Origin of the sequence: Rhizobium sp. CB3060 (genome assembly GCF_025200735.1) — a bacterium.
Taxonomy (GTDB): Bacteria; Pseudomonadota; Alphaproteobacteria; order Rhizobiales; family Rhizobiaceae; genus Rhizobium.
The window spans coordinates 922,757-942,128 of record NZ_CP104159.1 but is presented as its reverse complement, the minus strand read 5'-3'; the positions used below and the strand labels follow the sequence as shown (position 1 = coordinate 942,128).

Here is a 19,372-nt window from a genome sequence, read left to right as displayed (position 1 = left end):
TCCCTATGCATTGCCCGTGGCGGCGCGCACCAGCGTTTCCGGCGTCAGTCCTTCGCGGTCGAATAGGCCGGCCGAAAGTCCCTCCTTCATCACCAGCACGCGATCCGACATGCCAAGGATTTCAGGCAGTTCGGAGGAGATCATGATGATGCTGAGGCCTTCTGCCGCCAGCTCGCTGATGAAGCCGTGCACAGCCGCCTTCGAACCGATATCGATGCCCTTGGTCGGCTCATCCAGAATGATGATCTTCGGCTGCGTCGCCAGCCATTTGCCGATCACCACCTTCTGCTGGTTGCCGCCCGAGAGCGTGCCGACAGGCACGGAAAGGGCAGCGGCGCGCAGGTCCAGCCGCTCGGCATATTTGCGGGCGAGCGCAAACTCGTCGGCTGCTTTCAGGAAGCCTTTGCGCGAGGTCCGCCCGAGCGAAGGCAGCGACATGTTTTGATAGATCGGCATCGGCAGCGCCAGGCCATGGCGGCCGCGTTCCTCCGGCACATAGACGATGCCGGCGCGGATGGCGTCATGCGGCGAATGAATATGGATTTCCTGACCGTTCAGCGTCAGCCGTCCGGAGAGCGGCCTGGTGATCCCGAACAGCGATTGACACAGTTCGGAACGGCCGGCGCCGATAAGGCCGTAGACGCCGAGGATTTCTCCACGCCGGAGCTTGAAGGAGATGTCGCGGAACTCGGTGCGGTGGCAATAATTTTCGACCTCGAACACCACGTCGCCAATGGTAACGGGCACTTTCGGGAAGGCATCCTTGACGTCGCGACCGACCATCATGCGGACGATCTCGTCCTGCGGCGTCTCCTTCAGCGGGCCATGACCAACGGCGCGGCCATCACGAAAGACCACGAAATTATCGGCGATTTCATAGAGTTCGTCGAACTTGTGGCTGATGAACAATATGGCCTTGCCCTTGGCCTTCAGACCTTCGACGATACGGAAGAGGTCATCGATCTCCTTGCGGGAAAGAGCCGCGGTCGGCTCGTCCATGATGACTATGCGTGCTTCGATAGACAGGGCGCGGGCAATCGCCACGAGATGGCGCTGCGCGATGGACAGGTCCTTCAGGCGGATCGACGGATCGATGGTGCTTTCCAGCGATTCCAGCAGCAGCCTTGACCGGCTGTTCATCGTCTTCCAGTCGATGGTGCGGAATTTCGTGCGCGGCGCATGGCCGAGAAAGATGTTTTCGGCAACCGTCAGCTCGTCGAAGAGCACGGTCTCCTGATGTATGGCGGTGACGCCGGCGTCGATCGCGGCCTGGGCGCTGTGAAACGCAACCGGCTTGCCGTCGACGAGGATTTCGCCCTCGTTCGGACGATAGATACCGGTCAAAATCTTGACCAGCGTCGATTTGCCGGCGCCGTTTTCGCCGATCAGGGCGGTGACCTTGCCGGGATAAAGTGAGATGCTGACGCCGTCGAGCGCCTTCACGCCCGGAAAGATCTGCGAAATGCCGCGCATCTCCAGAATGGCGGTATTGCCCAAGCTTGGCATGCCCGTGGCGGGTCGTTGAAGGACTGTGGTCATCAGCAATGTACCGGATAAGTTAACCAAGTCCGGCGGCTGAAGCCGCCGGAAAGCTGCGAATGGGTCCGTCGATCAGAAGACCTTGGAGAACTGATCGATATTCGAGGCGTTGTAGACGAAGGGATCGGCCATGGCGGCTTCGCCGTTGTCTCCAACGTTGATCTTGCCCATGCGGCCGGCATTGATCTCGCTGCCCGGCTTGCCGTCGGTTTCACCCTTGACGAGACGGTAGGAGATTTGCGTTGCGGAATAGCCGAGGTCGATCGGGTTCCAGATCGCGAACTCCTTCGTGGCGCCCGACTTGATGGCGCCAGCCATTTCGGATGGCAGGCCGAGACCGGTCACATAGACCTGGCCGATCTTGCCGGCATCCTTGACGGCCTGCGAAGCGGCGAGCACGCCGACGGTCGTCGGAGCGACGATGACCTTGACTTCCGGATGCGAGGTCAGGAGGCCCTGGGCTTCGCGGTAGCTCTTGTCCGAAAGGTCGTCACCGTAGACGGTCGTAACGAGGTTGAGGCCCGGGAAATCCTTGAGCTGCTTCTTCATTTCGCCGATCCAGATGTTCTGGTTTGTGGCGGTCGAAGTCGCCGACAGGATGGCGAAATTGCCCTTGCCGCCGTCAAGATGGTCCTTGGCGAGCGTCAGGCACATCTTGCCGATCAGCTCGTTTGAAGACGGATTGAGCTGCAGGATGCGGCCGGCCGGAGCCACGCCGGAATCCCAGGAGATAACCTTGATGCCGCGCTGCGTGGCCTTCTTCAAGGCAGGCACCACAGCATCCTTGTCGTTGGCGGAGATAGCTATGGCATCGACGCCCTGTGCGATCAGCGAGTTGATCACTTCGATCTGGGCTTCGGCGGTCGGCTGCGTCGGGCCGGTGTAGATGACCTGCACGCCGCCGAGTTCCTTGGCGGCTTCCTGAGCGCCCTTATTGGCCGCTTCGAAGAAGCCGTTGCCGAGCGACTTCACTACGAGGCCGATCTTGATGTCTTTCGCACTTGCCGTGCCGGCCATCATTGCGACGGCCAGCGCTACGCCGATCGCCAATTTCTTTGCAATATTCATGTCTCTTCCTCCCAAAGTTGATAGGCTATGCTCACCCCGCCACAGCCGCGCATCTCATGCGACGGACGGGGAATCCTCCCTCTCGGCCTGCGCCGTGACGCTCGCGATAATCAGCGACACGCCGGCATCCTCGATCATGCGTACAGTCTCCGCCGACACGCCGTCATCGGTGATGATGGTCGTTACCTGCTCAAGTGGGCACAGGATCAGGCTGGAGCGCTGACGGAACTTGCTGGAATCGACCATCACGACCAGCTCGTCGGCCTGGCGCATCAGCTTCTGCTCGCTCTGGATAACCAGCGCGTCGGCTTCCATGACGCCGAGCGGACCAACGCCTTGCGCGCCGATAAACATGCGCCGCGCATAGAAGTTCCGGGTCGTATCATTGTCAAAGGGTGACAGGATCAGGCTCTGCTCGCGATAGATCGCGCCGCCCGGAATCGTTACCGTGTTCTTCGAGTGCTTCACCAGATGTTCGGCAATGGCGAAGGAATTGGTCATCACCTGCAGCCGATAAGCCGAGATGTAGTGGACAAGCTGGAATGTGGTCGTGCCGCCATTGATGATGATGGCGTCGCCCTGACTGCATAATTCAGCGGCCTTGCGCGCAATTGCGCGTTTCTTATCGATATTGACGCCTTCCGAAACTCGGAAGGGGCGGCCGGCGAGATTGCCGAGCTGCGGAGGATGGATCGATTCCGCCCCGCCACGCACGCGCCGGATCTTTCCCTGCACATGCAGGGCCGCAATATCACGGCGGATCGTCGCTTCGGAGGCCTCGGTCAATTCGGAAATATCCTGAATCGTCACCACGGGCTTTTCCTGTACGGCGCTCAAAATGATGCGATGGCGTTCACGTTCGTGCATCGGCTCCTCCTTCTCGGGTTATTTCGCAAATGTGACAAAGTGTCAATCACAAACGCTCAAAAACTTTCATATTGCATCGCAGCATTATCAATTATGATCGTTTTCGATTGACAAAGCGACTATCCGTGAGCGATATCGTGATTAACAAGGGCGGTTTGAGCATCTTTTAGACCGTCCGCAAGAGATGATCTTATGGGAGGATGACATGGCGGCTGGTGTTCAGCTTCTGGAAAACCGTTGGGATGATGCATATGCGGCCGGCCTCGATGAGCCGGGCAAGCTGCTCTACCGGTCGAATCTGCTCGGTGCTGACAAGCGTATCACCAATTACGGTGGCGGCAACACATCGGCCAAGGTCATGGAAACCGATCCGCTGAGCGGAGAAAAAGTGAAGGTGCTGTGGGTTAAGGGCTCCGGCGGTGATGTCGGGACCATCAAGCTCGACGGTTTTGCCACGCTTTATCAGGACAAGCTCGACAGCCTGAAGGGCATCTACAAGGGCGTTGCCGACGAGGACCGCATGGTCGGCTTCTTGCCGCATTGCACCTTCAACCTCAATGCCCGCGCCGCTTCCATCGACACGCCGTTGCACGGTTTCGTGCCTTTTACCCATGTCGACCACATGCATCCCGACGCGATCATCGCGATCGCGGCTTCCAAAAATTCCCGCGAGCTGACCCGCGAAATCTTCGGTGAAGACATCGGCTGGCTGCCATGGCGGCGCCCCGGTTTTCAGCTCGGCCTCGATCTCGAAGCCTTCGTCAAGGCGCATCCGAATGCCAAGGGCGTCGTTCTCGAAAGCCACGGCCTCTTCACCTGGGCCAATGACGCCAAGGGCTGCTACGAACTGACGCTTGCGATCATCAACAAAGCAATTCAATGGTTTGCGGCGAAGACTGAAGGTAAGACCATTTTCGGCGGCGTAGTCATCCAGAGCCTGCCGCAGACCGAACGCCGCGCGATTGCCGCCAAGCTCATGCCGGAAATCCGCGGTCGCATCGGCAAGGCGGAGCGCAAGCTCGGTCATTTCGACGATCAGGACGCCGTGCTTGAATTCGTCAATTCGAACAATCTCCGTCCGCTCGGTGCGCTCGGCACGAGTTGCCCGGACCATTTCCTGCGCACCAAAATCCGCCCGCTTATCGTCGACTTCGATCCGGCGAAACCCGACGCAGACGCCGTCATCGCCGGTCTCGATCAGGCGCTGGAGGACTACCGCGCCGACTACGCCCGCTATTACAATGACTGCAAGCATGACAATTCGCCTGCCATGCGCGATCCGAACCCAGTAATCTTCCTGGTGCCGGGCGTCGGTCTGCTCTCCTTTGCCCGCGACAAGGCAACGGCGCGCATTGCCGGCGAGTTCTACGTCAACGCCATCAACGTCATGCGCGGCGCCTCGACCGTATCCGAATATCAGGGCCTGCCCGAGCAGGAAGCCTTCGATATCGAATATTGGCTGCTGGAAGAAGCGAAGCTGCAGCGCATGCCGAAGCCGAAGAGCCTAGCCGGTCGCGTGGCTTTCGTCACAGGCGGCGCCGGCGGCATCGGCCGCGCCACAGCGGCGCGTCTGGTGGGCGAGGGCGCCTGCGTGGTGCTGGCAGACATCGATCAATCGGCACTTGAGAGCACGCAGGAGGATTTCGCCAAGAAATACGGCGCGGACTCTGTACGCAGTGTCAAGCTTGATGTGACCAAGGAGGACGCAGTGATTTCGTCCTTCGCGGAAGCCTGCGTCGAATTCGGCGGCATCGATATTCTCGTTTCGAATGCCGGCATTGCTTCCTCTGCGCCGATCGAAAGCACGGAGCTTTCGATGTGGAACCGCAATATCGACATCCTCGCCACCGGCTATTTCCTCGTCTCGCGTGAAGCTTTCCGGCTGTTCCGGCGTCAGAATCTCGGCGGCAACGTCGTCTTCGTCGCCTCCAAGAATGGCCTTGCCTCGTCGCCGAATGCGGCCGCCTATTGCACCGCCAAGGCCGCCGAAATCCACCTGGCCCGCTGCCTGGCGCTCGAGGGTGCGGAGGCGGGCATTCGCGTCAACACGGTCAACCCCGACGCCGTCCTGCGCGGCTCCAAGATTTGGAACGGCGAATGGCGCGAACAGCGTGCCGCCTCTTCGAAGATCGAGGTGGACGACTTGGAAGAACATTACCGCAAGCGCTCTATGCTGAAGCTCAACGTTTTCCCGGAAGATATTGCAGAGGCTATCTATTTCCTCGCCTCTGACCTCTCCGCCAAGTCGACCGGCAACATCATCAATGTTGATGCCGGCAACGCACAGAGTTTTACGCGATAGTTGGCGAGGCGGTGGCGGCCCTCGGCGCCACCATCGTGGTTCGAGGCCCTGCCGCGCTCGCTTCGCTCTTGCGGCAGCGCACCTTACCATGAGGGTGGGGTAACGATTGCGCCGAACTGACGGGGAGATCAGCCCTCACCCTGAGGTGGCCCCATAGGGCCCTCGAAGGGCGAGGGCGGATGATGGCTTGCAGGATGAACGCACCGTAACATTTCGAATAACATACCTGGGAGGAAAGAATGGCCGAGTTCAGAATTGCGCCGGATCTGGTCGCTGCGGAAAACGACAAGCGCGCTGCTGCGCTGAAATCTGATTATGAAGCGCTAGGCGCCACGCTCGCGCGTCGCGACGTCGATATCGAGGCCGTAACGAAAAAGGTCTCGGAATTCTTCGTTGCCGTGCCCTCCTGGGGTGTCGGCACCGGCGGTACACGCTTTGCCCGCTTTCCCGGTACCGGCGAACCACGCGGCATTTTCGACAAGCTCGATGATTGCGCCGTCATCCATCAGTTGACGCGGGCGACGCCGACCGTCTCGCTGCACATTCCCTGGGACAAAGCCGATGCAAAGGAATTGAAGGCCAAGGGCGATGCGCTCGGCCTCGGCTTCGATGCCATGAATTCCAATACTTTCTCCGATGCTCCCGGCCAGCCACATTCCTACAAATACGGCTCGCTCAGCCATGTTGACGCAGCGACCCGCGCCCAGGCGGTTGAGCACAATCTGGAATGCATCGAGATCGGCAAGGCGATCGGTTCGAAGGCGCTGACGGTCTGGATCGGTGACGGTTCCAACTTCCCCGGCCAGAGCAATTTCACCAAGGCGTTTGAGCGTTACCTCGCCGCAATGGCGGAGATCTATAACGCCTTGCCGGATGACTGGCGGCTGTTTTCCGAGCATAAGATGTACGAGCCGGCCTTCTATTCGACCGTGGTGCAGGACTGGGGCACAAACTATCTGATCGCCCAGACGCTTGGGCCAAAGGCTTACTGCCTCGTCGACCTCGGTCACCACGCGCCGAATACCAATATCGAGATGATCGTCGCGCGCCTCATCCAGTTCGGCAAGCTCGGCGGCTTCCACTTCAACGATTCGAAATATGGCGACGACGATCTCGACGCCGGCGCGATCGAGCCTTATCGCTTGTTCCTGGTTTTCAATGAACTGGTCGACGCCGAGCATCGCGGGGTAAAAGGATTCCATCCGGCCCACATGATCGACCAGTCGCACAATGTCACCGATCCGATCGAAAGCCTGATTTCCAGCGCCAACGAAATCCGCCGTGCCTATGCGCAGGCATTGATCGTCGATCGTCGGGCATTGGCGGACTATCAAGACTCCAACGACGCCCTGATGGCCTCCGAAACCCTGAAGCGCGCTTACCGCGCCGATGTCGAGCCCATCCTTGCGGAAGCCCGCCGCCGCACCGGCGGCGCCATCGATCCCGTGGCGGCTTACCGGGCAAGCGGCTATCGGAAGAAGGTTGCAAGCGAACGCCCAGCCTCGGCGGCAGGCGGGGGCGGAATTATCTAAAGAGCCTATACTTCCGGTGGATTCGCGAACGGATCGAGCGAGCGCGCATCCATCAGCCGGAAATGCCTTAGGTTTCGGGTGAGAACCGTGTAATCGTGTCGCAGTGCTGTTGCGGCAATCGCAGCATCTTCGAAACCTGGATCTCCGCCCCGTCCTACCGCCTGGTCGAATAGTCGGCCCGCGATGCGGGCAGTTTCTGTATCGAGCGGTAGGATGCGGTCGCCGTAAAGATGGAGAGTGAGTTCAAGCCACTCGCCAAGCAGCTCAGCTTTCTTGGACGCGCCCATCCGACGGGCTTTCGCAATCCCTGTTTCTATTTCGGCGACAGTCACGGTGGAGAGGTAAAACTGATGGGCATGGGCTGCAATCCATGCCCGAACCGCCTGCGATAGTAAATCTTGCGCGCGCAATGGCGATGTCGCGGAGATGATATTCGTATCCAGAAGATACATTAGATATCATCATCGCGTAGCAGCCGGCCCGGCTTGCGCACTGGCAGGTCGTCGTCTTCAAGTGGTGCATTGGTGAGTAACCAACCAAAGGACGGAACCTGCTTCAATTTTTGATATTCGTCATAAGAGATGATGACCGCGGTGCGCTCGCCATGGCGAGTAATGACCGCTGGATTGCCGCTGAGAGCATCATCGACCACAGCAGAAAGCGTTGCTTTCGCATCCTTGAGCTGAATTTCCTTCATGGGATCACCAATATGACTACAGTAGTCATATTGTAGGAGTGGCTTAGAGTTTCGTCAATGCATCATCAGCTGCAGCCCTGGAATCATGTCAATTCCGCGCATAAGGATGCCGGTGGTTATTGAAGGTTGATGCCAATCAAACCTGGCAACCCTTGAGAAACACCTCGGCGCAAATGCGTGCCCGCCGGGTGATCTCCGCGATGTTCGGAGGGGGGAGTTGGCGCAGGATGGCGGCGCGCTGTGGCTCCATAATCATCATGCCACGCAGCATGCCGGAAGCCATATGGGGGTCCTCCAGACGGATGAGCCCACGTTCGCATTGCATCGTCAACCATTTCTCCATGATGGCATTCGAGCCAACGATGGCCGTCTCATAGAAGGATGTGGCGATTTCCGGAAAGCGGTCCGATTCGGCGATGACGAGACGCATAATGTCGATCGTATCGTCCGACATCGTCAGCATGCCATAGGCCGTCAGCAGTCGCTCCAGGCCCTGCCGCAAATCCATCGTCGCCAGCGTCGACTGGTCCAGCGCCAGGAAAAACCGGCCGATACGGTCGGAAACGATGCTCGAAAACAGGTCTGCCTTGGTCGGAAACAGCCGATAGAGCGTCTTGGTCGAGACGCCGGCGGATTGGGCGATCGCGTTGATGCTCGCGGCCGCATAGCCGTTTTCCCGAAATTGCGTATCGGCTGCCTCGATGATCAGGCTCTTCGTATCGTCGTCGCAGCGAAGCTGGGGTCGGCCGCGGGAGCGCTTCTCATTTATTTGAATTTCGACCATGACAATTTTCCAAATTCCTGTTGACTTCCATTTTACAGCGCATATTTTGGAAAACAATAAGTTTCCTAAATGTGCGGCCGAGAATTTTTGCGGGCATGTACCTCCAAGACGATCGGCCATCAGGAGAGACGATAGTGGAAAACAAGGTTCATGTATTGAATGCGAGCAAGCAGGCACCGGTTGCCGAAGCATCGACCATGGATGCCGGCAAACCGGATGTGACGGTCGAACTGATGCGTATTGCCAGCGAGGAAAAGCCGGCGGCGAAGAAGCGGGGCAAGTCGTTCCTGCTCGGCGCCACGGCACTCGCCGTTATCGCAGCCGCCGCCTATTACGGTCATAACTACTGGACGGTCGGCCGTTTCCAGGTATCGACCGACGATGCCTATGTGCAAGCCGATAACAGCGCCATCGCGCCGAAGATTTCCGGCTATATTACTGGCGTCGTCGTCAACGACAATCAGACGGTCAAGGCGGGGCAGGTACTGGCCCGTATCGACGACCGCGATTTCAAGACGGCGCTTGATCAGGCCAAGGCCGATGTTGCCGCCGCTCAAGCCGACGTCGAGGCCAAGCAGGCTTCTCTCGACATGCAGCAATCATTGATCGCGGCCGCCCAGGCGACCGTCGATGTCGACAAGGCCAACGAGACCTTCGCGGAGCAGAACGACAAGCGTTATGCAAGCCTATCGGTCAACGGCTATGCGCCGGTGCAAACCGCACAACAGGCCGCCTCGCAGATCGCCGCCGCCCGGGCCGCGATCGACCGCGATACGGCATCGCTTGCCGGGACCATCAAGCAGGTCGATCTGTTGAAGGCGCAATTGGCGCAAGCCAGGGCGACCCTTGCCCACGACCAGGCCGTCCAGAGCCAGGCGGAGCTCAATCTGTCCTATACGACGATCGTCGCACCGCTCGATGGTGTCATCGGCAACCGCACGCTCCGCGTCGGCCAATATGTGCAGGCCGGCACGCAGTTGATGTCGGTGGTCCCGACGTCGGCCGCCTATATCGTTGCGAATTATAAGGAGACGCAGTTGACCGACGTGCATGCCGGCCAGCCGGTCGACATCGAAGTCGATATGTTCCCCGGCCGCGTCTATCACGGTCATGTCGACAGCTTGGCGCCCGCGAGCGGCCAGGAATTCGCGCTGCTGCCGCCGGACAATGCCACGGGTAATTTCACCAAGGTCGTGCAGCGCATCCCGGTCAAGATCGTCCTCGATGGCGATAGCGCCGCCTCCGGCGATCTGCGCCCCGGCATGTCGGTGCAGCCGAGCATCGACATCAAGACGGCCGACCAGAGCCACGGCGCATGAACGGTGAAGGATGAGGAGTATTGAGCCATGTCCACTATCGCAGCCACCACCGCCATCGCCATCCCGCAGCCAAGCGCGAAGGCCAGCACCAGGGAATGGATCGCCGTACTCGCCGGCATGATCGGCGCCTTCATGGCGATCCTCAACATCCAGATCACCAATGCCTCGCTTCTCGATATCGAAGGCGGCATCGGCACGGGCGTCGATAACGGTGCCTGGATATCGACCTCCTATCTGATCGGCGAAATCGTCGTCATCCCGCTGACGGCTTTTTTCAGCAACGTCTTCTCGTTTCGCCGCTATATCCTAGTGAATTCGATCCTCTTCCCGCTGCTCTCGATCGCCTGTGCCTTCGCGCATGATCTCGGGACGATGATCGTGCTGCGCGGGCTGCAGGGCTTTGCCGGCGGCGTTCTGATCCCGATGGCCTTCACGATGATCCTCACCAAGCTACCCAAGGCACAGCAGCCGACGGGCCTTGCGATCTTCGCGCTATCGGTCACGGTTGCTCCTGCCATCGGCCCTACCATCGGCGGTTATCTGACGGAGAATTACGGCTGGCAGACAATCTTCTTCATCAATGCCCTGCCGAGCGCCATCATGGCGATCGCCCTTGCTCTGACACTCGAGAAGGGGCCGCTGCAACTTGGCCTTCTGAAGCACGGCGACTGGGCTGGCATCGTGACGATGGCAATCGGGCTTTCGGCGCTACAGACCGTGCTCGAGGAGGGCAATAAGGATGACTGGTTCTCCTCGCCCTTCATTCTGAAGCTCAGCACTATCGCTGTCGTTTCGCTCAGCGCCTTCATCTGGATAGAGTTGACCATTCAGAATCCGCTGGTGAAGCTGCGGCTTTTGAAGCAACGCAATTTCGGCATCGGCGTTCTCGTCAACGTGCTGGTCGGCTTCGCGCTCTTCGGCTCGGTCTATATCCTGCCGCAATATCTCGGCCAGGTGCAGCGTTACAATGCCGAGCAGATCGGCAACGTGCTCGCCTGGACCGGCTTGCCGCAACTCATCCTCATTCCGCTGGTTCCGGTGATGATGAAGCGCTTCGACGTCCGCTATATCGGCTTCCTCGGTATCGCCATCTTTGCCATAAGCTGCTTCATGAACGTGACGCTTTCCGCCGACACCGCGGGTGATCAGTTCTGGATACCGAATATCGTGCGCGCTATCGGGCAGGCCATGGTCATCACACCGATTACGGCGATCACCACCGCCGGTATCGCACCTGCCGATGCCGCCGCCGCATCCGGCTTGACCAACATGCTGCGAAATCTCGGCGGCGCGGTCGGAACGGCAACGCTCGGCACCGTGCTCACCAAGCGCGAGCAGTTCCATTCCAACATCATCGGCCAGTCTGTGACGCTGGCGCGCGATGAGGTGAGGGAGCGGCTGACGCAGACGACCAATTATTTCCTGTCGCACGGCGTTTCGGATCATGCCCTTGCCGCGCAGAAAGCAACGGTCGCCCTCGGCAGCATCATCAAGCGGCAAGCACTGATCATGGGCTTCAGCGACACCTTCGCCGTCATCGGCATCCTCTTGGCGACCGCCGCAATCGCCACGCTTTTTGCCCGCAAACCGCAGCCCGGCGGCGGGGCAGGGGCTCATTGATACGGTCGCCCATTGCTGGGCAGCGAAATATTGGACCGCGACAAGCTACCCCAGCTTGCCGCGGTCGCAGTTGTAAGATAGCCGCAGACCAATGGTGAGTTTTCCTATCCGCGCAACGTCGCGCGCATCTTTCGGGTAGCCGAGGCGCGGGAATCCGGTATTGTCGGCATCAACGAAGATATTATTTCCATGCCTGTCGCCCGTTCGGCCGCGAAGGCTCGAAAGAGGGCATGGAAGAATATCTTGAAGTGAAATATCTCGCCCTCAGCGGGCTTGGTAATTGAGGAAAATCATTATGACCACTGATATCGACGGTTTCGCGGGTCGCCTGAAGCGCCGGGAAAATGGCGGCATGATCTCAGCCTGGATCGGCACGCCCGATCCGCTGCTGGTCAATCATCTCTCGCAGGAAGCTTTCGACGCCATCGTCCTCGATATGCAGCATGGAATGTGGGACATGGCCTCCGCGGCGAACGGCATTGCGCAGGTGCGCCTGGCCGGCAAGCCGGCAATCGCGCGCATCCCGGTCGGCGATTTCGCGTCAGCGTCGCGGCTGCTCGATGCCGGTGCCTCCGCCATCATCGCGCCGATGATCAATTCCGCCGATGACGCCCGTGCTCTAGTGAAAGCAACGAAATATCCGCCCCTCGGCGAACGGAGCTGGGGACCTTCGCTCGCGCTCAATCATTTCGGCATCGCTGCTGACGAGTATCTGCAGGGCGCCAACGGCCTGACTGTCACCATCGCCATGGTCGAGACCCGCGCGGCGCTCGATGCCATCGATGAAATCCTCGCGGTCGACGGCATCGACGGCATCTTCATCGGCCCGTCCGATCTCTCCATCGCGCTCTCGAATGGCGCGCGTCTGGCGCCCGACAGCGCCGCGATCGATCAGACATTGGCGCATGCAGTGGCGCGTTGCCGCGCCTATGGCAAGCTGATCTGCGCCTTCGGCACGGACGGCGAACGCGCCGGGCAATTCCTGAAGCTCGGCCTGGATCTCGTCATTGCCGGCGCCGAAACCGCACAGCTCCGCGCCGGTGCTCGCGCTGCAATTACCGCTGCCCGCAAGGTTGCGGCTTCCTGATCGGGATTGGAGCCAATTCGGCATCGAGGATCTTTGGTGATGGGGTGGACACCCCATCACAGCGGGTAGTTCGAATAAATCATCCTGAGATTTGGATCATTGGCGATGCTCACTGGAGTGACGAGGCTCTGATTGAGGATGTATTTATAGCACTGATCGAAATCGTAGCCGCGCTCAGTGCATTCGCTATCGCGCTGCCACCGCGACTGCACCAGGTTTCTGACAAGCATGTTGTCGATGTGTAGCTCAGATATTTTCTGCACCTTGCCGATCTCGATGCCCGCAGCCTTGTAGGTGAGATAGGGCAGTTCACTGCAGTAAATCGCATCGTTGTTGAACGAGAAAAACAGGTCATAGGGTTTGCCGTAGAGCGTGCGGGCGTAGGACAGGAGCTGTCGTGCGGTTTCGGGGGTGAGTCGCGGATCGCGATAGATCGCCACCTGTCTCAACAAACCGCGATTGACCCAGGTTTTCAGCGGTGTTTCCTTGACCTTTGCCCCGGCCTCGATGACCGTGATTGCCCCATTGTCGTTTTTGATGATGCCCATGTGTGAAAAGGCAGAACCAGTGGCGAATATAATCGCGCTTGATTGGTTACTGGTCGATGTCTGAAAAATCAGATCGCCGTCTTTGAGCGGCGGATAATCGCCGCCTGCCATGGCATAGAGCGTTCCTACGACAAGACAAACGCACAGGATCGCAATAGCCGTCAACTTCTTCATGCGATCCCCGTAACCGTTTGAAAGCGCTCGATTAGGCCGCTTTTACCAAGGCTCTTTTGCTGCTGAAACATGGCGCGCAAAAGGCCAATCATGAAACTCACGGCAGGGATCATTATTGCCGCAATGGAGTCGTCGCGATCCTTCAGGGGGCGATTTTTACATAGCAGGGATTGTACATGTTAAAGCCGCAGCCACCGCCGACGGCTTGTGCCGGCGTGATAAAATTTTGCAATGCGATCAATACCAGCGCGGCGGCGATCACAGTCAGAATCGTCTTCGTATATTTGTCCACTATATTCCCCTCAATATACAACTTATGCGGATGGGTCTAATGTAATTCTCGTGCGATTGCGAGGGGAATGCGGATCGAAATCTGTGGCGCGGACCCGGATGGAAAAGTCACTATCCGGACATCAATACCGATCGTGCTCGTAGACCACGTCAGCCCACGTTCCCGTCGCCGTCGACTGCAGGCAGGCGTCGATGAAGGCGAGGCCGTCAACGCCGGTCCAGGCATTGGGCGTCAGTTCCGCCAGCGGGTCAGGCTCGGCGCCGGCAAAGCGGGCGGCAACCAGTTCGGCGAAATCGGTGTAGATATTGGCGAAGGCTTCGAAGAAGGCTTCTGGGTGGCCGGTGGGCAGGCGGGTGCCTCGCTGGGCATGCGGATGCAGGCTCGGAAGGCCGCGCGTGCGTAGCTCGTCGGCGCGGTTCAGCCGCATGACGCGCAGATCGTTGGCTTCGGCCTGGTTCCACGAGATGCCGCCGTCTTCGCCATAAGCCTCGATGCTGACGACATTCTGCGCGCCGGTCGCCACCTTGCTCACCAGCATCTGGCCTCGCGTACCGTCATCGAATCTGAGGATCACTTGCGCCGTATCGTGTGCCGTGCGGCCGGGTAACGATGGGCCGACATCGGCAAGCACTGCGGCGATGCGGCGACCGCAAACAAAGCTCATCAGTTGATGGGCATGCACGCCGATATCCCCAAGCACATGGCTCTTGCCGCCTTTGGCCGTATCGAGCCGCCATTTGGTGCGGGGCGCCATCTTGTCCGGGTCGGCCTCGATAGGCCGGCTGAGCGAGCCCTGTACATAGCGGACATTGACGAGACGGAGAGCGCCGATCTCGCCGCCGGTGACGGTGGCACGCGCCTCGCGCACCATGGGATAGCCGGAATAATTATGGGTGAGCGACAGGATACGGCCGCGGTCATGGGCCTTGCGGGCGAGCGCTAGCGCGCTGTCGTAATCGTTGGTCAGCGGCTTGTCGCAGATGACGTCAAGACCGGCGTCGAGAGCAGCAGCCGCATATTCATAATGGCTGTCGTTCGGCGTCATGATGGCGACCGCGTCGATGCCGTCAGCCCGCAGGGTTTCGGCTTCGATCATGCTCCATACATCGGCATAGCCGCGCTTGATGCCAAAGGCATGGGCGGAGTTTAGCGACCGCTCCGGATCGGAGGAGAAGACGCCGGCCGCAAGATCGAAGCAATCGTCGAGGCGTGCGGCAGTGCGATGCACCGGACCGATAAGCGAACCCTGCGCACCGCCGATCAGGCCGAGCCGCACCCGTCTGCCAAGAAGTTTGAAAACCACAGCCTGCGACATGGGAACGCGCCTTTCCTGCTGACCGATGAAAGAAATTAGATAGCGCAATCCTAACATTAGCACAGCGCCGCGCTCGACATTTTGCATGTAGCTCAGCCAATATGGCAATGAGATATGGGTTCGGGGAAAACCGATCCGACGGATAGCAGCCGGTCGATCCAGGCGCGTTTTTCTAAAGGGAGGGCAGATATGAGCAAGCCGGGAAAAGGTATCCGCAACGGTCTCACCAATTACGGCGATCCTCGTTTTGCCGCCTATCTGCGCCGCTCCTTCGCCTCTTCGATGGGATACTCGCGCACCATGCTGGAAAAGCCGGTCATCGGCATCACCTGGACGGCAAGTGGCTTCAACAATTGTCACCGCAACGTGCCGGAGCTGGTGGAGGCAGTCAAACGCGGGGTGCTGGCATCCGGAGGCCTGCCGCTCGATTTCCCCGTGACCTCGCTCGGTGAAGTCTTCCTCAATCCGACCAGCATGGTCTTCCGCAATCTGATGGCGATGGATGTGGAAGAAATGGTCCGCGCCCAGCCGATGGATGCCGTCGTGCTCGTCGGTGGCTGCGACAAGACTTTGCCAGCGCTGGTAATGGGCGCGGCCTCCGCCGGCAAGCCGGCAATCGTGCTGTCCACCGGGCCGATGATGACCTCGCGTTATCAAGGCGAGCGGCTCGGCGCTTGCACGGATTGCCGCCGGTTCTGGGGCCGCTATCGCGCCGGTGAGCTGAACGACAGGCAGATCGATGCGGTGGAAGGCGCCCTGGCGACGACCGCGGGCACCTGTGCGGTGATGGGAACGGCCAGCAGCATGGCAATCATGCTGGAGGTAATGGGCCTGATGTTACCCGGAACGGCAGCGATTCCCGCTGTCCATGCCGATCGCCTGCGAGCAGCGGAAACGACGGGTGTTGCCGCAATGGGCTTGGTTTCGTCGGGAACGACCATTCGCGAGACCGTCACCCAGGCGAGCATCGACAATGCGCTGAAGACCTTGCTCGCGATCGGTGGTTCGACCAATGCCATCATCCATCTGGCGGCGATCGCGGGACGTCTCGGCCTGAAGGTCGATCTGCAGGCGCTGAATGCGATGTCCGTTGCAACGCCTGTGCTCGTCGATCTCAAGCCGACGGGCGATGCCTATATGGAGGATTTCTTCTACGCCGGCGGCGTCGGCGCATTGCTGAAGCGTCTTGGTGATCACCTCGACCTATCGGCACGCACGGTCACGGGAGAAACGCTTGCTGAGCTAGTCCCCGATGATGATGTCTGGGTGGACGATAAGATCATCCGCCCGACCGAAACGCCGATCCGCGCTGACGGCGGTCTCGTGGCGCTGTTCGGAAACCTGGCGCCAAAAGGGGCGATCCTCAAGCGCGCGGCGGCCGACGAGAGGCTCTTTGAAAAGACCGGCCGCGCCGTCGTTTTCGAAGGGCTCAAGGACCTTTCGGAGCGGATCGACGATCCCGATCTCGAGGTCACGGAAGACGATATTCTCGTGCTGAAGAATGCCGGACCGAAGGCCGTTGGCATGCCGGAGGCTGGCTATCTGCCGATACCGGCCAAGCTGGCGCGCAAGGGCGTGAAGGACATGCTGCGCATCTCGGATGCACGCATGAGCGGCACGGCTTACGGGACGATCGTACTGCATGTTTCGCCTGAATCCGCGGCAGGCGGGCCGCTGGCGCTGGTCCGCAACGGTGACCTGATACGCATCAGCGTCAGGGAGCGGCGTTTGGATCTGTTGGTCGACGAGGCGGAGCTTGCCAAGCGCGATCCGACGCCGGCGCCTCCTGCCGAGACCCGCGGCTGGCTCGGCCTCTACAACAAGCACGTCCTCCAGGCCGAGGACGGCTGCGATCTCGATTTTCTTATTGGGGAAAGCCATCAATAGAGATCGCGACATCCTGACGACCCAAGGGCCGTGCTTGCACGCGCATTTGACAGCGGGCATTGTCGGGCAGGCGAAGTGAAGCGAAGGGATTTGTCCAGCATGCAGGGATCGGGGATAGGGCGCGGCTTGCGGCGTGATGCGGGTCAGCGTGTGACGTTGCGCACGGTCGCGACCACACTTGGCCTGTCGATCACCACCGTCAGCCGCGCGCTGAAGGAAGGCCCTGAGGTCAATCGCGAAACCATCGAGCTGGTGAAGCGGGTAGCCGGCGAACTTGGCTATCGTCCAAATCTCGGCGGCCTCAATCTCCGCACCGGCAAGACCCATGCCATCGGCATCGTGCTGCCCTTCGAGCGCGAAGGCGAGATGAACATCGTCGTCGCCTCGCTGGTGGAAGGCGTGTCGCGCCATATGAAGGGCTGCGGCTACCGGACGACCGTCGTACCGCAGTTGCAGGCAGACGATCCCTTGGCGACGGTTCGCGATCTCGTCGAAGAGGGCTCTGTCGACGGCATCATCATTACCCATACGAGACCGCAGGACGACCGCGTCAAATATCTGCTGGAGGTCGGCACGCCCTTCGTCACCTTCGGGCGCACCGAACTCTTGAGTGTCCACCCGAGCGTTGATCTCGATCATGAGGTGATCGGTGCGGAAGCAGCGCGGCTGCTGCTCGATGCCGGCCATCACCGGCCGCTTCTGATCGCGCCGTCCAGCCAGTTCACTTACAGCCTGCAATTCGTCAAAGGCTGGAGCAAGACCTTTACGGCGCGCAACCTCATCGTTCCCGACGACCTTATTCACTTTGCCGCAACGACGCCGGACAGCGGCCAGGAGCTGGCGAAAAATATCGTCGCCTGGCATCCGGAGGCGACCGGCGCCTTTGTCGCCAGTGAAGAGGCCGCTCTCGGCTTCCTCGCCGGGCTGCGCAAGGCGGGCCGGCATGCGGGCAAGGATTTCGGATTGATCACCTACGGCGGCACTCGGTTGCATGATTTCTTCAATCCGCCGCTCAGTGCCTTCTATTATTCCAACTATATCATCGGGGAGCGCCTTGCCTCCCTCTTATACCGCGCGATCGACGGTGACGATCCGGGCAATCTGCGCGAACTGGTGCATGCGGAATTCGTGGATCACGACAGCCAGGCGCTCTCTGCATAATTTCGATCCGCTTCCAAACATCAAGTGATCCGTCGAAGCCATTCGTAACGTTATCATTTCAGGTGACGCCGGAGAATCCATGCCTAATGGGCTGAAAAGGATTGCTTGACAGAATTACAGCCATCCCTCATTCGTAACGTTACGAATTGCTGATTGGAGGGAGTAAAAGGCTCCGTTCGGCAGAGAATGTCAGCTAGAGAACGGGAGCCTCGTATCTCGCAGGCAACCGCATTCCATGGGAGGATGTCATGGGCGCCGGCTCGCTTTTTTTCGGATCGCCAATCTGGACGTTCAACTGGAACCCGCCCTACGAGGCGTCGCTGAAGCGGCTCGCGCGTACCGGCTGCAGGGGTTTCGAGCTCACCGCCTGGTCGGTCGATATGCTGGACTATTATACGCCGGCGACAATCCGCGGTCTGAAGGAGATCGCTGCGGATGAGGGGCTGACGCTCACCAATTTCTTTTTCAATTTGCCCTTCAGCCGCCAGGCGGGCGCCGCCTTTTCCACCGTCGATCTCGACGGCTACAAGCGCGGCGTCGATATCGTGGCGGAGATCGGTGCGCCGATCATGACCAGCATGACGCCCTATCCATTCCAATCCGACGTCAAGCCGATCCTGCAGCGGCCGATCTCGCAGGAATGGACGGCCGCCGTTGAGCCGCAATGGGACTGGACGGCGGAATACAACGCCGTCGTCGATGGCTTCGCCAAGGCCTGCGAAATCGCAGGATCAGCTGGTCTGCGCGTCGCCATCGAGCCGCATCCTTATCGCTGGGTCAGTTCCGGCCAGGGCATGCTGCGGTTGATCGAGCGCACGGGTGCTTCGAACCTTGGTCTGAACTTCGACCCAAGCCACCTCTTTCCGGCCGGGGACATGCCGCACTATGTCGTGCTGGCGCTCGGCGACCGCATCTTCAACACGCATTTCTCCGACAATGAGGGCCATACCAATGCTCACTGGCGCCCGGGGCGCGGCAAGATCGACTGGAAAGCGATCTTCGCCGCTCTGCAGGCGATCGGCTATTCCGGTCCGATCACGCTGGAGCTGGAGGATGCGCCCGGGGCGTCGCACTGGACGCATTTCCGCGAGGCGACACCCGAATTCGATCAGGAGATGCGGCGTGGCATGAACTATCTGCGCGACGCCGCCGCTGAACTCAACATTACCATTTCCTAGAG

The 19,372-nt window shown here is 59.8% G+C and carries 17 protein-coding genes; 8 read left to right on the top strand and 9 right to left on the bottom strand.

Annotated elements, in window-relative coordinates:
• Positions 1-3: 3 nt before the first annotated feature.
• The 3 genes from N2601_RS23695 to N2601_RS23685 all read right to left on the bottom strand — a co-directional run bounded on the left by N2601_RS23695 (position 4) and on the right by N2601_RS23685 (position 3,474).
• Positions 4-1,539 (bottom strand): sugar ABC transporter ATP-binding protein, encoded by a 1,536-nt coding sequence (locus N2601_RS23695; RefSeq protein ID WP_260305092.1) that lies wholly within the window; start codon positions 1,537-1,539, stop codon positions 4-6.
• 72 nt (positions 1,540-1,611) lie between these two features.
• Positions 1,612-2,607: a rhamnose ABC transporter substrate-binding protein gene (gene rhaS, locus N2601_RS23690; RefSeq protein WP_260305091.1), complete on the bottom strand. Its 996-nt coding sequence runs from the start codon at positions 2,605-2,607 to the stop codon at positions 1,612-1,614.
• A 54-nt stretch (positions 2,608-2,661) separates the two neighbouring features.
• The gene (locus tag N2601_RS23685; RefSeq protein WP_104826769.1) at positions 2,662-3,474 is read right to left on the bottom strand and encodes a DeoR/GlpR family DNA-binding transcription regulator; all 813 of its coding nucleotides are present in this window, start codon (positions 3,472-3,474) and stop codon (positions 2,662-2,664) included.
• A gap of 205 nt (positions 3,475-3,679) precedes the next feature.
• On the opposite strand from N2601_RS23685, the gene N2601_RS23680 reads away from it, so the two are divergent.
• Positions 3,680-5,776 carry a bifunctional rhamnulose-1-phosphate aldolase/short-chain dehydrogenase gene (locus N2601_RS23680; RefSeq protein WP_260305090.1) on the top strand — a complete coding sequence of 699 codons (2,097 nt, stop codon included), beginning with the start codon at positions 3,680-3,682 and terminating at the stop codon, positions 5,774-5,776.
• 239 nt (positions 5,777-6,015) lie between these two features.
• Positions 6,016-7,308 (top strand): L-rhamnose catabolism isomerase, encoded by a 1,293-nt coding sequence (rhaI, locus tag N2601_RS23675; protein WP_260305089.1) that lies wholly within the window; start codon positions 6,016-6,018, stop codon positions 7,306-7,308.
• A gap of 5 nt (positions 7,309-7,313) precedes the next feature.
• Here rhaI and N2601_RS23670 read toward each other — a convergent pair whose 3' ends face one another.
• From N2601_RS23670 to N2601_RS23660, 3 genes are all read right to left on the bottom strand, one after another.
• Positions 7,314-7,760: a type II toxin-antitoxin system VapC family toxin gene (locus N2601_RS23670; protein WP_104826766.1), complete on the bottom strand. Its 447-nt coding sequence runs from the start codon at positions 7,758-7,760 to the stop codon at positions 7,314-7,316.
• Positions 7,760-8,005 carry a type II toxin-antitoxin system Phd/YefM family antitoxin gene (locus tag N2601_RS23665; RefSeq protein ID WP_104826765.1) on the bottom strand — a complete coding sequence of 82 codons (246 nt, stop codon included), beginning with the start codon at positions 8,003-8,005 and terminating at the stop codon, positions 7,760-7,762. Before N2601_RS23665 ends, N2601_RS23670 begins: the two co-directional genes overlap by 1 nt.
• A 136-nt stretch (positions 8,006-8,141) precedes the next feature.
• A complete protein-coding gene (locus N2601_RS23660) occupies positions 8,142-8,789 on the bottom strand; it encodes a TetR/AcrR family transcriptional regulator (protein ID WP_260305088.1) in 648 nt (215 codons plus the stop codon).
• A 131-nt stretch (positions 8,790-8,920) separates the two neighbouring features.
• On the opposite strand from N2601_RS23660, the gene N2601_RS23655 reads away from it, so the two are divergent.
• The 3 genes from N2601_RS23655 to N2601_RS23640 all read left to right on the top strand — a co-directional run bounded on the left by N2601_RS23655 (position 8,921) and on the right by N2601_RS23640 (position 12,815).
• Positions 8,921-10,108, top strand: a complete 1,188-nt coding sequence (locus N2601_RS23655; RefSeq protein ID WP_445945037.1) for an HlyD family secretion protein — start codon at positions 8,921-8,923, stop codon at positions 10,106-10,108.
• Positions 10,109-10,135: 27 nt separating this feature from the next.
• A complete protein-coding gene (locus N2601_RS23650) occupies positions 10,136-11,728 on the top strand; it encodes a DHA2 family efflux MFS transporter permease subunit (protein ID WP_260305087.1) in 1,593 nt (530 codons plus the stop codon).
• A gap of 295 nt (positions 11,729-12,023) precedes the next feature.
• Complete coding sequence (locus N2601_RS23640; RefSeq protein ID WP_104826761.1) at positions 12,024-12,815, top strand: HpcH/HpaI aldolase family protein; 792 nt, start codon at positions 12,024-12,026, stop codon at positions 12,813-12,815.
• Positions 12,816-12,871: 56 nt separating this feature from the next.
• On the opposite strand, the gene N2601_RS23635 is transcribed toward N2601_RS23640, so the two are convergent.
• The 3 genes from N2601_RS23635 to N2601_RS23625 all read right to left on the bottom strand — a co-directional run bounded on the left by N2601_RS23635 (position 12,872) and on the right by N2601_RS23625 (position 15,144).
• Positions 12,872-13,537 carry a YiiX/YebB-like N1pC/P60 family cysteine hydrolase gene (locus N2601_RS23635; RefSeq protein WP_260305086.1) on the bottom strand — a complete coding sequence of 222 codons (666 nt, stop codon included), beginning with the start codon at positions 13,535-13,537 and terminating at the stop codon, positions 12,872-12,874.
• Between the two features lie 142 nt (positions 13,538-13,679).
• On the bottom strand, positions 13,680-13,829 hold the full coding sequence (locus N2601_RS23630) for a hypothetical protein (RefSeq protein WP_260305085.1): 150 nt from the start codon (positions 13,827-13,829) through the stop codon (positions 13,680-13,682).
• A gap of 121 nt (positions 13,830-13,950) precedes the next feature.
• The gene (locus tag N2601_RS23625; protein ID WP_260305084.1) at positions 13,951-15,144 is read right to left on the bottom strand and encodes a Gfo/Idh/MocA family protein; all 1,194 of its coding nucleotides are present in this window, start codon (positions 15,142-15,144) and stop codon (positions 13,951-13,953) included.
• A 189-nt stretch (positions 15,145-15,333) separates the two neighbouring features.
• Between N2601_RS23625 and N2601_RS23620 the strand changes: the two genes are divergently transcribed.
• From N2601_RS23620 to N2601_RS23610, 3 genes are all read left to right on the top strand, one after another.
• Positions 15,334-17,031: a dihydroxy-acid dehydratase gene (locus N2601_RS23620; protein WP_260305083.1), complete on the top strand. Its 1,698-nt coding sequence runs from the start codon at positions 15,334-15,336 to the stop codon at positions 17,029-17,031.
• 126 nt (positions 17,032-17,157) lie between these two features.
• The gene (locus tag N2601_RS23615) at positions 17,158-18,192 is read left to right on the top strand and encodes a substrate-binding domain-containing protein (protein ID WP_260305082.1); all 1,035 of its coding nucleotides are present in this window, start codon (positions 17,158-17,160) and stop codon (positions 18,190-18,192) included.
• A 248-nt stretch (positions 18,193-18,440) separates the two neighbouring features.
• Positions 18,441-19,370, top strand: coding sequence for a sugar phosphate isomerase/epimerase family protein (locus N2601_RS23610; protein WP_260305081.1), 930 nt, complete (start codon positions 18,441-18,443; stop codon positions 19,368-19,370).
• Positions 19,371-19,372: the final 2 nt, after the last annotated feature.

Coding starts and splice junctions, on each gene's coding strand:
- N2601_RS23695 (WP_260305092.1), bottom strand. CDS start 1,539: ATGACCACAGTCCTTCAACGACCCGCCACGGGCATGCCAAGCTTGGGC.
- rhaS (WP_260305091.1), bottom strand. CDS start 2,607: ATGAATATTGCAAAGAAATTGGCGATCGGCGTAGCGCTGGCCGTCGCA.
- N2601_RS23685 (WP_104826769.1), bottom strand. CDS start 3,474: ATGCACGAACGTGAACGCCATCGCATCATTTTGAGCGCCGTACAGGAA.
- N2601_RS23680 (WP_260305090.1), top strand. CDS start 3,680: ATGGCGGCTGGTGTTCAGCTTCTGGAAAACCGTTGGGATGATGCATAT.
- rhaI (WP_260305089.1), top strand. CDS start 6,016: ATGGCCGAGTTCAGAATTGCGCCGGATCTGGTCGCTGCGGAAAACGAC.
- N2601_RS23670 (WP_104826766.1), bottom strand. CDS start 7,760: ATGTATCTTCTGGATACGAATATCATCTCCGCGACATCGCCATTGCGC.
- N2601_RS23665 (WP_104826765.1), bottom strand. CDS start 8,005: ATGAAGGAAATTCAGCTCAAGGATGCGAAAGCAACGCTTTCTGCTGTG.
- N2601_RS23660 (WP_260305088.1), bottom strand. CDS start 8,789: ATGGTCGAAATTCAAATAAATGAGAAGCGCTCCCGCGGCCGACCCCAG.
- N2601_RS23650 (WP_260305087.1), top strand. CDS start 10,136: ATGTCCACTATCGCAGCCACCACCGCCATCGCCATCCCGCAGCCAAGC.
- N2601_RS23640 (WP_104826761.1), top strand. CDS start 12,024: ATGACCACTGATATCGACGGTTTCGCGGGTCGCCTGAAGCGCCGGGAA.
- N2601_RS23635 (WP_260305086.1), bottom strand. CDS start 13,537: ATGAAGAAGTTGACGGCTATTGCGATCCTGTGCGTTTGTCTTGTCGTA.
- N2601_RS23625 (WP_260305084.1), bottom strand. CDS start 15,144: ATGTCGCAGGCTGTGGTTTTCAAACTTCTTGGCAGACGGGTGCGGCTC.
- N2601_RS23620 (WP_260305083.1), top strand. CDS start 15,334: ATGAGCAAGCCGGGAAAAGGTATCCGCAACGGTCTCACCAATTACGGC.
- N2601_RS23610 (WP_260305081.1), top strand. CDS start 18,441: ATGGGCGCCGGCTCGCTTTTTTTCGGATCGCCAATCTGGACGTTCAAC.